We start from the raw sequence: 15,109 nt of genomic DNA on the forward strand, positions 1-15,109 counted from the left end.
CTAACTGTTCTTAATCGTTAATCCCCCAAATAAAGAGGTTCCTGTGATATAAATTTTCTTGTTTTCATCCGTAACCACTTCGATCATCGGTCTTCTATCATCAACTTCCCCAAAAATAGAAGATACATTAGAATATACTTTCCAGTTGGTTGGAACAATGATTTTTGTACTTCCAAAAAGTTGGAAAGTATCAATTACTACCGGTTGTTTCAAATCCGCTTGTAAGAAATTTAATTGAGTGCTACCAAAAACAGAGGTAATATTTCCGCCCAAGAAGTTCTTGCTTAGGATTACTTTTTTAGTATCACTAAAGAAATTGTCCACCTTTAAATAGTTTTCAAAGTCAGGTAAGAAATTTCTTCCATAAGGTCTATGCTCAGTACCGCTGGCCTGAGCATAGGAATCATTAGGATTTGTTGACGATGGATTATTTGATCCATCGGTATTTCCTGGTTGATCTTGGTTTACACGTCTATCCCAGTCATACTCATCGTTTTGCGGAGGAGTTGTTGGAGGCAATTGCGGGTTGCTTTTGTTACGATTGATCAGGTAAAAGCCTAATGCGATTGCTGCAGCTGGAATTATGAATTTTCCTAAGTGGATATCAAGTTCATTTTTTAGTAAGAATACCGAACCTATAATAATAAGGACAATCGAAGATTTCTTTTCGAATTTTGAATTTACCCCTATTACTAGACCGATAATGATCAATATAGTTTCCCATCCAAACATCCAGTTCGGGATGATGTTACCCATATTCATGTTCTTAAAAAGAATGGCTACGCCTAAAAAAACGATGATAAACCCAACTAAATTCGAAGATTTATTGTTTTTTGGTGGCTTTCCGTAATCTGTTTTCGTTGTTTGATTGTTCATGATGTTGTTTCCTTTTGAATTAGTTTACTCAAAAGTATAGCGAATATAAGCATAGCAACAGAGCTAATAGGTCTCTTGGGCATTTTTTTCGGTGAAATACGAGAATTAGTCGGTAAAAACTCAAATCTCTTTTAAGACAACCTCAATTTTGTAGCAATATTTTAATTATTATAATAATAATTTTTAAATAAAATTTGGATGATTGAAATTAATTATTATATATTTATGACTGAAAATAGAGGGTTAAACTTAAATTTTATATTAATCTAATGGGAGATTTTGACAATAAAGAGCGTGAAGAGGTATTTTCAAAAAAGGTGAGAGCGGGCAAACGTACTTATTTTTTTGATGTGAAAGCCACTCGCTCGAACGATTATTATGTGACAATTACAGAAAGCAAAAAACGCTTCGAAGATGGACAGTTCATCAAACACAAGATCTTCCTTTATAAAGAAGACTTTGAAAAGTTTGCTGAAGGACTTCAAGATGTAGTTGAATACATTAAAGCGAACCAGGATGTTGTGGAAAAAAGATATGAGCCAAATCAAGACGATCAAGGTTTTGAAAACAATGGCGAGCTAGTACAAAAAGACAATTACTCTTTTTAATTTAGTTTTGAATACATTATTAATGGGCCACTAATCATTTAGTGGCTCTTTTTATATTTCTAATAACCAATTTAATCCCTTCGAATTTTACGCGATCGATTTCGTTAAACATGTTACAGGCATTTCTTAACAGATTGATATGAATTTCCTATTTTCGAAGTTTATTGAATCAAATTACAAACTATCACATATGAATAAACTGTTTTCTGCGGCTTGCTTCGCTCTGTTCATCCTTTCCACAGATGCGACAATCGCGCAAACTAAGAAACTTTCTTTTGAACAAGCTTGGAACCAAGCTCCCTCTTTAACTAAAACTATTAGTCGATTCGAAGGTTGGGCAGATGCTAATCATTATATTGAAAGAGCAAATAATCAACTCTATAAAGTCAATGTTAAATCTGGTAAAAGAGAAAGTTATAGCTACCCTGTCAATACGTCTACACGAGTATTTATCAAGGATAAAGATGTTTATATCCAATATCCTGACTCTCCAGCCAAGCAACTTACCCAATCCCCAGAAGTTGATGAACAAAACCCTACTTTATCCCCAGATGGTAAATATGTAGCCTTCACCCGTAAAAGTGACTTATATGGGCTCGAAATAGCATCAGGTAAAGAGATTCGCTATACCAACGATGGTACAGATGTGATCTATAACGGTTGGTCATCTTGGGTGTATTATGAAGAAATCTTAGGTCGTCCGACAAACTACCGTGCATTCTGGTGGTCTCCAAACAGTGAAGAAATTGCTTTTATGCGTTTCGATGATACCAAGGTACCTATGTTCCCAATTTATGTTTCAAAAGGGCAACATGGCTACTTGGAAGAAACCAGATACCCGAAAGCTGGTGATCCAAACCCTGAAGTAAAAGTTGGATTCGTGAAAGCTGAAGGCTCTCCAATTGTATGGGCTGATTTTAACGAAAAAGACGATCAATATTTTGGTCAACCATACTGGAGCTTTGATAGCAAGTCTATCATGGTTCAGTGGATGAATAGAGAGCAAAATAATTTGAAATTCTATGCTGTAAATCCACAGTCAGGTCAAAAATCTGAAATCTATAATGAAGATCAACCTACATGGATCAATCTTGACCATGATGAGCGAATCACTTATTTAGCAGATAACAAACATTATATCTTAAAATCGGATAAAACTGGTTGGGCACATTATTACCTGTATAACCTGGATGGAAAATTAGTGAATCCTATTACTCAAGGTGATTGGCAAGTGACAGCTATCGAACATATCGACGAGAAGGGCAAAGTGCTATATTTCTCCGCTAGAAAAGAAAACTCCGCAACCAAAGATCTTTACCGTATTGGTTTTGATGGCAAGAATATGAAGAGATTGACTTTCGGAGATTATACGCACAATGTAATGGTTTCTCCTGATGGAAAATACTTCATTACAAATTATTCCAATATCCTGACTCCAAATAAGGTCGCTTTGCTTGATAACAAAGGCAAAGTATTGAAGGAATTGGCGGATAGCAAAGCTGATGATTTTGCAAATTATAAAGTAGCAAAACGCGAATACTTGACCGTTCCTTCTGAGGATGGCAAGTTCAACCTTCCGGTGATCATCACGTATCCTACGGATTTCGATGAGTCAAAGCAATATCCAGTTATCATGAGCATTTATGGTGGTCCTGATGCGGGAACGGTAAAAAATACGTGGAAAGGCGTGAATGGAGAATTTTGGTCTCAAGAAGGTGTTATCCAGATTGAAGCTGATCACAGAGCATCTGGTCATTTTGGTAAACAAGGTGTCGCTTGGATGCATAGAAATTTAGGTAACTGGGAATTGGTAGACTATATCACCATTGCGAAATGGTTGAAAGCTAAACCTTATGTGGCTAAAAACAAATTATTGATGACTGGCCATAGCTATGGTGGTTACATGACTTGTTTAGCATTGACCAAAGGTGCCGATTATTTTGATTTCGGTATTGCTGGTGCTCCGGTAACAAGTTGGGAATTATATGATACCCACTACACCGAGCGTTGGATGGATACCCCTCAATCTAACCCTGAAGGATATAAAAACGGTTCTATTTTACCTTATGTAAATCAATATAAAGGCCGTTTAAGAATTATGCATGGTGATATGGACGATAATGTTCATATGCAGAATACCATTCAATTGGTGGATGCGCTTACCAGTAGAGCTGTACCTTTTGAATTAATGATTTATCCGGGAAGTAGACACGGTTTTGAACGCTCAAAAAGTGCCTATGATTTCAAGGAAAGAACAAGATTCTATTATCAATATCTTCTGGAAAAACCAATTCCGGAGAATTTGAAATAATAAAAGTTTTAATTAGGCTAAGAATGTAATTTCTTAGCCTTTTTTTATGTGATAACCGCCTTCAGATAATTGATTCCACCGAAAAAAATTATCATATTTGCAATATTATTTATGACATGCTAGATTTTCTTAAAGACATTACATTTAAAGCTAACGACGTTGTTTTAAGAGCGGTAGATATCCTGATGCGGAATTATATTTCTATCGCCGGTCTCTGCTTTTTACTTTTTGTAACTTCCAACCTTTCTTCCTTTCTAGCATTGTATCTGGATTCTTCCAATCTTTTGGTTAAAATCTGCTTGTTATTATTGTTTGTTGGGGTTTATTTCAGCTTGCAATTGGTACTTCTAAAGAAGGCAATATTTTTAGCCAAGGAAGAAAAAAGTCATGGTATCATGGATTACCTTCCTAGTATGCCGCAATTCTGTTACTATATCTTGGGTCTGCTTTTATATAGTTTGATCGCCTTCGTGGTTTATATCGTGATGTATGTCCTTTTATTCCCGCTGTTATATCTTGGGGTAAATATGAATACTGTTCAAACCGAAATCCATCCTTTCTTAACCGGATTGATTATGTTGTTTGTATTGATCAGAACCACATTCTTTCCGTTCTTTATTCTTGAGAATGGCTTCAATACGTTCAAATCATACCGTTTCAGCTTGGCAATGACCAAAGGGAATGTGTTGAAATTACTGACAATAATATTTATCGTTGCATTCACTCATCTACTACAATTAGGTACGGAATACATGGGTTATTCATTAGTTTCAAAGATTTTGAGCCTTATCAATGCCTTTGTTATTATTCCCGTGGTTAGTCTTGTCATGTCAATTGTGTATATTGATATGATGAAAGCCTATAAGGGTGGTTCTGACCCTTCCCTTATGGATAACATTATTTAAAAATCATTTAAGTTTTGAGTAAAAGAAAATTAGCCATATTAGGTTCTACAGGGAGTATCGGTACACAGACCTTAGAAGTAGTAGAACTATATCCTGATCATTTTTCAATTACTGTTTTATCTGCCGGAAAAAATGCTGACTTGTTGATTCAACAGGCTTTAAAATTTAAGCCAGCAGCCGTAATTCTTTGCGATCAAGCCGCCTTCGAAAAAGTGAAACAGGAATTGGCAGGGAAGGGGATTGAAGTGCTGTTCGGCGAAGATGCGCTGGTAGAATCCATGAAAAGAGACGATATCGATATCGTTCTTACGGCTGTAGTAGGTGCAGCTGGTCTTAGACCTACGGTTGCTGCAATTGAGTCGGGAAAAGATATCGCCTTGGCGAATAAGGAAACTTTAGTTGTCGCTGGTGAATTGATTACCTCCTTGGTAGAGAAACATCAGGTCAAATTGCTTCCCGTTGATTCGGAGCATTCTGCAATATTTCAATGCCTTGCTGGTGAAGAAGCCAATCCTATTGAAAAAATCATCCTTACCGCTTCTGGGGGACCTTTCCGTGGAAAAACTTTGAATGACCTCTTGCAGGTTACCAAAGCGCAGGCTTTAAAACATCCTAACTGGACCATGGGAGCAAAGATCACTATTGATTCGGCTTCCCTAATGAATAAAGGCCTGGAGGTTATAGAGGCGAAATGGTTATTCGGATTGGACTATGACCAAATCGATGTAATTATACACCCGCAATCCATCATCCACTCCTTGGTGCAGTTCCAAGACGGATCTTTAAAAGCTCAATTGGGCCTTCCGGATATGAAACTCCCAATTCAGTATGCCTTAACTTATCCGCAACGTTTCGAAAATAACTTTAAGAGATTTAATTTCTTGGATTATCCAAATCTTACCTTCGAACAGCCAGATTTACAAGTCTTCAAGAACCTGAAACTTGCTTTTCAAGCTTTGGAAGAAGGGGGAAATGCACCTTGTGTTTTAAACGGTGCCAATGAAGTTGTGGTTGAAGCGTTCTTGCAAGATAAAGTAGGCTTTGTACAAATGAGTGAGGTGATTGAGGAGACATTGTGTCAGGTGAAATCACAAAAAACGTTAAGTTTAGAGGATTATTTGCAGTTCGATTTAGAAAGCCGAACTGTGGCACGAAGTTTAATAGAACGAATTAAATAAATTTAAATAAATTAATAAAAATATAATAGATGGGAATTGTAATCATGGTTGGGCAAGTACTTTTAGGCTTGTCATTATTAATCATCTTGCATGAGCTTGGACACTTTTTAGCTGCTCGAGCATTCGGAATCAAGGTGGAGAAGTTTTATCTTTTCTTTGATGCCTGGGGTGTAAAATTATTCAAATTCAATTATAAAGGCTGTGAATACGGTATTGGCTGGTTACCATTGGGGGGCTATGTGAAAATTGCAGGTATGATCGATGAATCGATGGATACAGAGCAAATGAAAGGCGAACCTCAACCTTGGGAATTCCGCTCTAAACCGGCTTGGCAAAGATTGATTGTCATGCTTGGTGGTATTATCGTCAATGTGATTGTAGGTATTATTGTTTTCTGGATGTTGACCTTCAAATATGGTACAACTGACTTAAACAATACCCAGTTATATGGGGTTAAGCCAGGTATTATCGGTGAAAAAGTTGGTCTTAAGGAAGGCGATAAAATCCTTGCCGTAAATGGTAAAAAAGCAAACTTGTTCTACCAGGACTTATTGACTTCTGATGTGTTGATGGGGGATGCGGTATTGACCGTTGAACGCCAAGGGCAACAATTAGATATTACTTTGCCAAAAGATATCTTGAATGATGTTTCTGAACATAAGAAGAATGAATTGGTTCAACCTATGTTCAAGATGCTTCCAATCACTTTGGTGGAAAAAGGAAGCCGTGCGGATAAAATGGGATTGCAGGTAGGAGATAGCATCGTATCTATCAATGGCTTGCAAGTACAACAATTGGATCAGTTTAAATCAGAATTAGCAGCCAACAAAAATAAAGAAGTTTCCTTGGATGTAGTTCGTAAGGGAAGCCCGATGGTTCTTAAGGCAGCAGCTGATAGTTCCTCGGTATTAGGTTTCTCTAACCTACCAGTTGTTCAATATCAATATGGATTTATGGAATCCTTGCCTATCGGAACTGCCAAAGCATTCTCGGTTATTACGGATAATATCAAAGGTTTTGGTAAGATCTTCAAAGGTGAGGTTCGTGCTGACAAGGCATTATCTGGCCCTGTAGGGATTGCAACGATGTTCGGAACAGAGGTAAACTGGGTGAAATTCTGGAGCTTGGTAGGTATGCTTTCTATGGCTTTAGCCTTTATGAATATTTTACCTATTCCAGCACTGGATGGGGGACATGTGATCTTCCTTTTAGTAGAAATGATTCAAGGAAAACCATTAAGCGACAAGTTCTTGGAGAAAGCTCAAATTGTGGGTTTCTTTATCATTGTGGCTTTAATGATCTTTGTCTTTGGAAATGATATTTTCAAATTGACGAAGTAATTCCAATAAAATAAAAGAAAAGCCCCAAGGTGTAAAACATCTGGGGGTTTTTTCGTGTATTAGGAATTGAGATAATTTATAAAAAACAATTGTTTGCGAATTAAAATAATTTGTACCTTTGTCTCCCGATAAAAATGAAAGAGACCTTCTACCCGATAGCGAATCAAAAAGTAGTTTCTACTTCTCGTCAATATATAAATTGATCTGTTAGCCCGTTTGGGCTTTTTTTATGTTTGGGTGTTAAGAAAATCAATCATTAATTTAGTGAATACGTTTTAACTAGAAATAAGAATGACCAACTACAGCAAATTGCCAGCAATTTTAGTCCTAGAGGATGGAACAGTTTTTCATGGTAAAGCCGCAGGTAAAATCGGTACTACCACAGGTGAAATTTGTTTCAACACTGGAACTACAGGCTACCAAGAGATCTTTACAGATCCTTCCTATTATGCACAAATCATGGTGACTACCAATGCGCATATCGGGAATTATGGTATCGATGATGCAGATGAAGAATCTAAAGAAATTCAGATTGCAGGTTTAGTTTGTAAAAACTACAACATTAACTACAGCCGTAAAATGGCTGATCAATCCATTCAAAACTATTTTGAAGAAGAAAATTTAGTCGGTATCTCAGATATTGATACGCGTTCTTTAGTTCGCCATATTCGTAGTAAAGGTGCTATGAATGCAATTATTTCTTCGGAGAACCTAGATGAGAATGCATTGAAAGCGCAATTGGCTCAAGTTCCTTCTATGGATGGTTTAGAACTATCTTCTAAAGTTTCAACGAAAGAACCTTATTATTATGGCGAAGAAGGTGCTCCTACGCGTATCGCTGTATTAGATCTAGGTATCAAAAAGAACATCCTGAGAAATTTCGATTCACGCCAAGTGTATGCTAAGGTTTTCCCAGCAAAAACTATCTTCGCGGAGATGCAGGAGTGGAACCCTGATGGTTACTTTATCTCTAATGGTCCTGGTGATCCAGCTGCAATGGATTATGCAATTCAAACTGTTAAAGATATCTTAGCTGCTGATAAACCAATGTTCGGGATTTGTCTTGGTCACCAAATCTTAGCATTAGCAAATGATATCAGAACGCAAAAAATGCATAATGGTCACAGAGGTATCAACCACCCTGTAAAAAATATTATCGCTAATAAATGTGAGATCACTTCTCAAAACCATGGTTTTGGGGTAGTGGCTGAGGATATTGAACAATCAGACAAAGTTGAGATCACTCACGTAAACTTAAATGATAACTCTATTGAAGGTATTCGTGTGAAAGGTAAGAATGCATTCTCGGTACAATATCACCCTGAATCTTCTCCAGGTCCTCACGATTCTAGATATTTATTCGATGATTTTATCGCCATGGTAAAATCATAAATAATATAAAATTTTAGAAAAGGTCGTATCCGCAAGGATGCGACCTTTTTTTTATCCTTCATTTTCCAGTGTTATGGCAATACAGATGTTACGGTAGGAAAGTGTCGAAATAATTCCTTAGACCTTAGCTTCCTAATATTTATGATTTTATTAATATTAATTCCTCGATGATGGTAATTTTTCTATCAAATAAGGCGAATGACTTAGATTTTTTCATATTTTTGATTAAGAAAGAATTATTGCTATATTAGTGTCTTAAATACACTAAGTAAGATATTTAAATAAACCACAGATAAAATGAGCTTGATAATTGACGTACATGCGCGCCAGATTTTAGATTCGCGCGGAAATCCTACAATAGAAGTTGATGTAACAACGCAAAACGGTTTTGTTGGCCGTGCAGCAGTTCCTTCAGGAGCTTCTACAGGTGCACACGAAGCTGTAGAATTACGCGACGGTGATAAAAAGAAATACCTAGGTAAAGGTGTTTTGAAAGCTGTTGAAAACGTAAATACTAAAATCGCTAAAGCTTTAGAAGGTGTTGACGTATTTGAACAAAATGCAATCGATAAATTAATGATCGATTTAGACGGTTCTGAAAACAAAGGTAAATTAGGTGCAAACGCAATCTTAGGGGTTTCTTTAGCAGTAGCTAAAGCAGCAGCTCAAGAAAGCCGTCAACCATTATATCGTTATATCGGTGGAGTAAATGCAAATACGCTTCCTTTGCCAATGATGAACATTGTAAACGGTGGTGCTCACTCTGATGCTCCTATCGCTTTCCAAGAGTTTATGATCATGCCAGTGGGTGCTGAATCTTTCTCTGAAGCGTTACGTTGGGGTGCTGAAGTATTCCATAGCTTGAAAAAAATCCTTCATGACCGTAACTTATCTACTGCTGTAGGTGACGAAGGTGGTTTCGCGCCAACTTTCGAAGGTACGGAAGATGCTATCGAAACAATCCTTGAAGCGATCAAAAAAGCTGGTTACAAACCAGGTAAAGAAATCTGCTTAGCATTAGACTGTGCTTCTACAGAATTCTTCGAAAAAGGAAAATATGACTACGCTAAATTCGAAGGTAAAGGTGGTGCAGTTCGTACTATCGAAGAACAAGTTGATTACCTTGCTGAATTAACTGCTAAATACCCAATTATCTCTATCGAAGATGGTATGGCGGAAGATGACTGGAAAGGTTGGAAATTGTTAACTGAGAAAATCGGTGACCGTGTTCAACTAGTTGGTGACGATTTATTTGTTACAAATACAAAACGTCTTCAAGAAGGTATTGACAAAGGTATCGGAAATTCAATCTTGGTAAAAGTTAACCAAATCGGGTCTCTTACTGAGACAATCAATGCGGTTCACTTAGCACAAACAAACGGTTATACTTCTGTAATGTCTCACCGTTCTGGAGAAACTGAAGATACTACAATCGCAGATTTAGCAGTAGCTTTAAACTGTGGTCAAATCAAAACTGGTTCTATCTCTCGTTCTGACCGGATCGCGAAATACAACCAATTGTTGCGTATCGAAGAAGAATTAGGCAACAACGCTAAGTTCATCGGAAAAGATTTTAAATACGCTCCGAAAAAATAATTATCATATTAAATAGGAAAAGGAACCAATCGGTTCCTTTTTTTTATGGAATAAATTCACTTTTTACCTACCTAGGATACATCATCTTCATGATAGTATTATTTTTCCACATAGGTTAATTTAATTATTTGATAATCCTGATTCTATCCTTGTTTTGTTCATCCTAAAATAGTTATCTTTAACCGAATTTAAATTTCTTTGGTTGAGCCTATGGAACGCTTTATTAATACTATTCGTAATCAATATCTAATCGCCGGAGTTGCATTCATTGTTTGGATGTGCTTTTTCGACCGTTACGATATTACTACCCAGTATAATTTTCAAACAGAAAAAACAAAGCTGGAAAAAGAAAAGGAATACTATACCAACGAAATTGAAAGCATTTCCCAATCCATTAAAGACGTGCAGTTCAATCAAAGTGAAATTCAAAGGATTGCCCGCGAAAAATATAAAATGAAAAAAGACCATGAAGATGTCTATATCCTTACCGAAATAGATGCTCCAGAAAATAACTAAAAAAAGAGCTTGGATTATTTCCAAGCTCTTTTTTGTGTATAAATAAGGTTATCCTTATAGTCTTAATGACTTTTTACCAATGATATTTCTTGATAGGTGTCTGATATGGCAAAGATCCTATAGCCATGATCATGTAATTGCTTAAAGAACTTCTTGCCTCTTTCTTTACCATTCTCGAAGAAGCGCTCGTGGGTTTCAACCAGTATCTGTTTGATCGGTATTCCTGAATTCAAAATACCATCCATTACAACGTATTCTGAACCCTCTATATCCATTTTTAAGACATCAATGTGTGTATGCCCCAAATCCTTTACAATCTCGTTAAAATCCTTTAAAAGAACCTCCACAGAATCCTTCTCGTTGACTAGACTATGGTCGTATACACTTCCTGAAACATGATCCTTGTTTTTGGGCAAGTGGAAAGTTACCATTTCGGTTTTCTCACCTAAGCCATAAGGATGAAAATAAAACTGCTCCGGGGTTTCATTATTGCGAACATAATTGATGGATTTTGGCGTCGGGTCAAAACCAAACACCTTCGAGCCATGCTTTGCTATGATCGCTTTATCAAAGGAAATATCTTCTCCGATTCCAAAGGAATAAACTATCGCATTGTCAGGGACTAGGCTAGGGTCTACATAAAAACCGCCATAGCCATTACCATACCATTCCTTAGCACGTTTTTCTTCAACGTCAATAAATGCTATCTTGCCAATACGTGCTTTTACCCAATATTCTAATCTTTTAAGTTTGTCGTTTCTTTCCATTCTTTTTGGTAGATAATTTTAAATATACCCAAAAAATGGAAAAATCCTAAACTTCTGAAATGGGATTAATTATATCATATTGTGTTATGATATTGATCCTGCCTAATTCATCTTCCACCAATACGGCCTGCGTATCTTTGTTGATCAATCCAGATATTTTGTCAATGGATGTATTCAAATCCACAAATGGAAATGGCTTGGTAGCAATATCTTCCACTGCTGAGGATTTCAAGGATGGATTCTCCAATAAAGCCGTCAGGATATCTGATTCAGTAACCTTTCCAATGACCATACCTTGTTGGGTTACAGGAATCTGAGAAATATTTAAAGACTTCATGGTATTGAAAGCTTCCAACACCGTTTGGTTTGCATCTGCTGTTATGATAGCCTGCTCGCCACGCTTCTTCAAGATGGATTTTGCAGTCAACTTTTCGTCCTTTAAGAAGCCACGCTCACGAAGCCAATCTTCATTGTACATCTTACCCATATAGCGAGATCCATGATCATGGAAAATAACCACAACCACATCATCCTCTTTAAGATCTTTTCCTAATTGCATTAGTCCTGCAACAGCCGCTCCCGCAGAGTTACCAGCAAAAATTCCTTCTTTTCTCGCCAAATCGCGCGTCATCAATGCTGCATCCCTGTCAGTCACCTTCTCAAATAAATCAATAAGGCTGAAATCCACATTTTTTGGCAAAAAGTCTTCCCCAATACCTTCTGTGATATATGGATAGATTTCATTCTTGTCAAAAATTCTGGTTTCTTTATATTTCTTGAAGACGGAGCCATAGGTATCTATACCCCAAACCTTAATATTAGGATTCTTCTCTCTGAGGTACCTAGCTGTTCCTGAGATGGTGCCGCCCGTTCCTACGCCTACAACCAAGTGTGTAATCTTACCTTCGGTTTGCTCCCAGATCTCTGGACCTGTTTGCTCATAATGAGCTTTGGAGTTGGATAAATTATCATACTGGTTAGCCTTCCACGCGTTTGGAACTTCTCTCTCCAAACGGCTTGAAACAGAATAATAGGAGCGAGGGTCCTCCGGATCTACGTTGGTTGGACAGACAATAACTTCAGCACCAAATGCGCGTAAAGCATCGATCTTTTCCTTCGACTGCTTATCCGTAGTAGTGAATATACAACGATAACCTTTGACCACTGCCGCCATAGCTAATCCCATCCCGGTATTACCTGATGTACCTTCGATAATGGTACCTCCAGGTTTTAAGAGACCTGCTTCCTCCGCATCTTCGATCATTTTCAAAGCCATACGGTCCTTAATGGAATTCCCAGGGTTGCTGGTTTCAATTTTGGCTAAAATAGTGCCCTTTAAGTTTTGCGTTATCTTGTTTAGTTTAACCAAGGGAGTGTTCCCAATGGTTTCTAAAATGTTGTTATACCACATAGGTGAATTTCTGTCTGTTTGTTGTCTACCACAAAAGTAGATATTTTTTAGAACTTCAGATGTTTTACCGTTAATCCATTATTGATTAATTGCTTTAAGGCATCAATACCAATTTTTACATGGGTCTCCACATAAGATTTGGTTACTGTTACATCTGATTTATCAGTTTTTACACCTTCTGGTACCATCGGCTGATCAGAAACCAACAATAAAGCACCTGTCGGAATTTTATTCGCAAAACCCACCGAGAAGATGGTCGCTGTTTCCATATCGACAGCCATCGCACGGATGCTCTTCAGGTATTTCTTAAATTGTTTATCATGTTCCCAAACCCGACGGTTGGTTGTGTAAACCGTTCCGGTCCAATAATCCCTGGAGTGATCACGAATGGTCGTTGAGATTGCTTTCTGCAAGGCGAAGGCCGGTAAGGAAGGTACCTCTGCTGGTAAGTAATCATTGGATGTTCCCTCTCCACGAATGGCTGCAATCGGCAATATCAATTCCCCAACATCAATTTTCTTTTTCAAGACACCTGTTTTCCCAAGGAATAATACGGCTTTTGGATGAATGGCAGTCAGTAAATCCATCACGGTCGCTGCAACCGGTGAACCCATCCCAAAATTAATAATGGTAATGCCATCCGCTGTACAGGTTTGCATAGGTTTATCCTCTCCGAGAATAGGAGCATCCCCATGCATCTGAGAAAATAGTTTGACGTAATTGCTGAAATTCGTCAATAAAATATATTCACCAAACTCTTCCAAAGGTCTCCCGGTATATCTTGGCAACCAATTGTTTACAATATCTTCTTTGGTTTTTAATCCTGCTTTAATAGGGGAGTTAACTTCTTGGATATTCTCTTGGTTTTCAGTTTTCTTTTTAGTCATAATTTCATCCTTTCTTAATAATCTAATAATACAAAAAACCCTCGCAACGTAGGCGAGGGTTTAGGTTTTTATGCAACTTGCAATTTTTTAAAGTCTGTCTTGGCAAATTTGTTCTTTGCGTAATCCAAACTTATCTGCAAGGTCTTGTCTTCTGTGTTTTCCTTATTGCTCGGCGTCTCAAACATCGCGTCCAGCATAATGGCCTCACAAATGCTCCGTAATCCTCGAGCCCCTAATTTAAACTCCCATGCCTTGTCGACAATAAAGTCATAAACCTCAGGTTCAAATGATAATTTAACGCCCTCGTACTCGAACAATTTAATGTACTGTTTTACTAAAGCATTTTTTGGCTTGGTCAGGATATTTAATAATGTTTCCTTATCCAATGGATTCAGATGTGTCAATACAGGTAGACGACCAATCAACTCTGGAATCAAACCGAAGTTTTTCAAATCTTGCGGCGTGATGTATTTATATAAGTTGTTCAGGTCGATTTCCTGATCTTCATCTTTCATTTTATAACCAACAGTTTGAGTTCTCAATCTGTTTGCAATTTTCTTTTGAATACCATCAAAAGCTCCACCACAAATAAATAAGATATTGCTGGTGTTTACCGAGATCATTTTTTGATCCGGATGCTTACGACCACCTTGAGGTGGAACATTCACATTCGTACCTTCCAAGATCTTTAATAAAGCTTGTTGAACCCCTTCACCAGATACATCGCGAGTTATGGATGGGTTATCACTTTTTCTCGCAATTTTGTCGATCTCATCAATATAGATGATTCCACGTTCTGCTGCAGCAACATCATAATCCGCTGCTTGCAATAATCTCGTCAAGATACTTTCAACATCCTCACCCACATAACCTGCCTCTGTCAATACCGTTGCATCGACGATACAAAATGGTACATTCAGAATCTTAGCAACGGTTTTAGCTAATAAGGTCTTACCTGTACCGGTTTCTCCAACGATAATCAAGTTTGATTTCTCAATCTCAGTCTCATCCGAATCAATACGTTGGTTTAAACGCTTGTAATGGTTGTAAACCGCTACAGAAATAACTTTCTTCGCATCATCTTGGCCAATCACATACTGATCCAAATGTTCTTTGATTTCCTTTGGACGGATTAATTTAAGAGCAGTTTGAATAGATTTATTCTTGCGTTGCTTAAGCTCTTCCGCTAAAATCTCCCCAGCTTGTTGCACACATCTGTCGCAGATATGCGCACCATCACCCGCAATAAGCATTTGCGCCTCATTTTTACTGATTCCGCAAAATGAGCAATGGATATCTCTATTGTTCGATTTACTCATTGT

The 15,109-nt window shown here is 37.5% G+C and carries 13 protein-coding genes; 8 read left to right on the top strand and 5 right to left on the bottom strand.

What is annotated here, in order from left to right; translation table 11 throughout:
- A complete protein-coding gene (locus ACF3OC_RS04885; protein ID WP_094280885.1) occupies positions 1–876 on the bottom strand; it encodes a LiaF domain-containing protein in 876 nt (291 codons plus the stop codon).
- A gap of 269 nt (positions 877–1,145) precedes the next feature.
- On the opposite strand from ACF3OC_RS04885, the gene ACF3OC_RS04890 reads away from it, so the two are divergent.
- From ACF3OC_RS04890 to ACF3OC_RS04925, 8 genes are all read left to right on the top strand, one after another.
- The gene (locus tag ACF3OC_RS04890; protein ID WP_094255066.1) at positions 1,146–1,484 is read left to right on the top strand and encodes a DUF3276 family protein; all 339 of its coding nucleotides are present in this window, start codon (positions 1,146–1,148) and stop codon (positions 1,482–1,484) included.
- 190 nt (positions 1,485–1,674) lie between these two features.
- Complete coding sequence (locus tag ACF3OC_RS04895; RefSeq protein WP_094280886.1) at positions 1,675–3,795, top strand: DPP IV N-terminal domain-containing protein; 2,121 nt, start codon at positions 1,675–1,677, stop codon at positions 3,793–3,795.
- Positions 3,796–3,911: 116 nt separating this feature from the next.
- Positions 3,912–4,700, top strand: a complete 789-nt coding sequence (locus tag ACF3OC_RS04900; RefSeq protein WP_094280887.1) for a hypothetical protein — start codon at positions 3,912–3,914, stop codon at positions 4,698–4,700.
- A gap of 14 nt (positions 4,701–4,714) precedes the next feature.
- Entirely contained in the window at positions 4,715–5,878 is a 1,164-nt protein-coding gene (locus ACF3OC_RS04905) for a 1-deoxy-D-xylulose-5-phosphate reductoisomerase (RefSeq protein WP_094280888.1), read from the top strand.
- Between the two features lie 29 nt (positions 5,879–5,907).
- Positions 5,908–7,218: an RIP metalloprotease RseP gene (rseP, locus tag ACF3OC_RS04910; protein ID WP_392471024.1), complete on the top strand. Its 1,311-nt coding sequence runs from the start codon at positions 5,908–5,910 to the stop codon at positions 7,216–7,218.
- 291 nt (positions 7,219–7,509) lie between these two features.
- Positions 7,510–8,610, top strand: coding sequence for a glutamine-hydrolyzing carbamoyl-phosphate synthase small subunit (carA, locus tag ACF3OC_RS04915; RefSeq protein WP_392471026.1), 1,101 nt, complete (start codon positions 7,510–7,512; stop codon positions 8,608–8,610).
- Between the two features lie 297 nt (positions 8,611–8,907).
- Positions 8,908–10,206 carry a phosphopyruvate hydratase gene (eno, locus tag ACF3OC_RS04920; protein ID WP_094255060.1) on the top strand — a complete coding sequence of 433 codons (1,299 nt, stop codon included), beginning with the start codon at positions 8,908–8,910 and terminating at the stop codon, positions 10,204–10,206.
- A 210-nt stretch (positions 10,207–10,416) separates the two neighbouring features.
- Positions 10,417–10,722, top strand: coding sequence for a septum formation initiator family protein (locus ACF3OC_RS04925; RefSeq protein ID WP_094255059.1), 306 nt, complete (start codon positions 10,417–10,419; stop codon positions 10,720–10,722).
- Positions 10,723–10,784: 62 nt separating this feature from the next.
- Here ACF3OC_RS04925 and ACF3OC_RS04930 read toward each other — a convergent pair whose 3' ends face one another.
- The 4 genes from ACF3OC_RS04930 to clpX form a co-directional block, all read right to left on the bottom strand.
- Positions 10,785–11,489, bottom strand: a complete 705-nt coding sequence (locus ACF3OC_RS04930; protein WP_094255058.1) for an FkbM family methyltransferase — start codon at positions 11,487–11,489, stop codon at positions 10,785–10,787.
- 46 nt (positions 11,490–11,535) lie between these two features.
- Entirely contained in the window at positions 11,536–12,900 is a 1,365-nt protein-coding gene (locus ACF3OC_RS04935; RefSeq protein ID WP_392471028.1) for a pyridoxal-phosphate dependent enzyme, read from the bottom strand.
- A gap of 47 nt (positions 12,901–12,947) precedes the next feature.
- Complete coding sequence (locus ACF3OC_RS04940; protein ID WP_094280891.1) at positions 12,948–13,787, bottom strand: AMP nucleosidase; 840 nt, start codon at positions 13,785–13,787, stop codon at positions 12,948–12,950.
- 68 nt (positions 13,788–13,855) lie between these two features.
- Complete coding sequence (clpX, locus tag ACF3OC_RS04945) at positions 13,856–15,106, bottom strand: ATP-dependent Clp protease ATP-binding subunit ClpX (protein WP_094255055.1); 1,251 nt, start codon at positions 15,104–15,106, stop codon at positions 13,856–13,858.
- Between the last annotated feature and the right edge of the window lie 3 nt (positions 15,107–15,109).

It is taken from the genome of Sphingobacterium cellulitidis (genome assembly GCF_043187465.1).
Classification (GTDB): domain Bacteria; phylum Bacteroidota; class Bacteroidia; order Sphingobacteriales; family Sphingobacteriaceae; genus Sphingobacterium; species Sphingobacterium cellulitidis.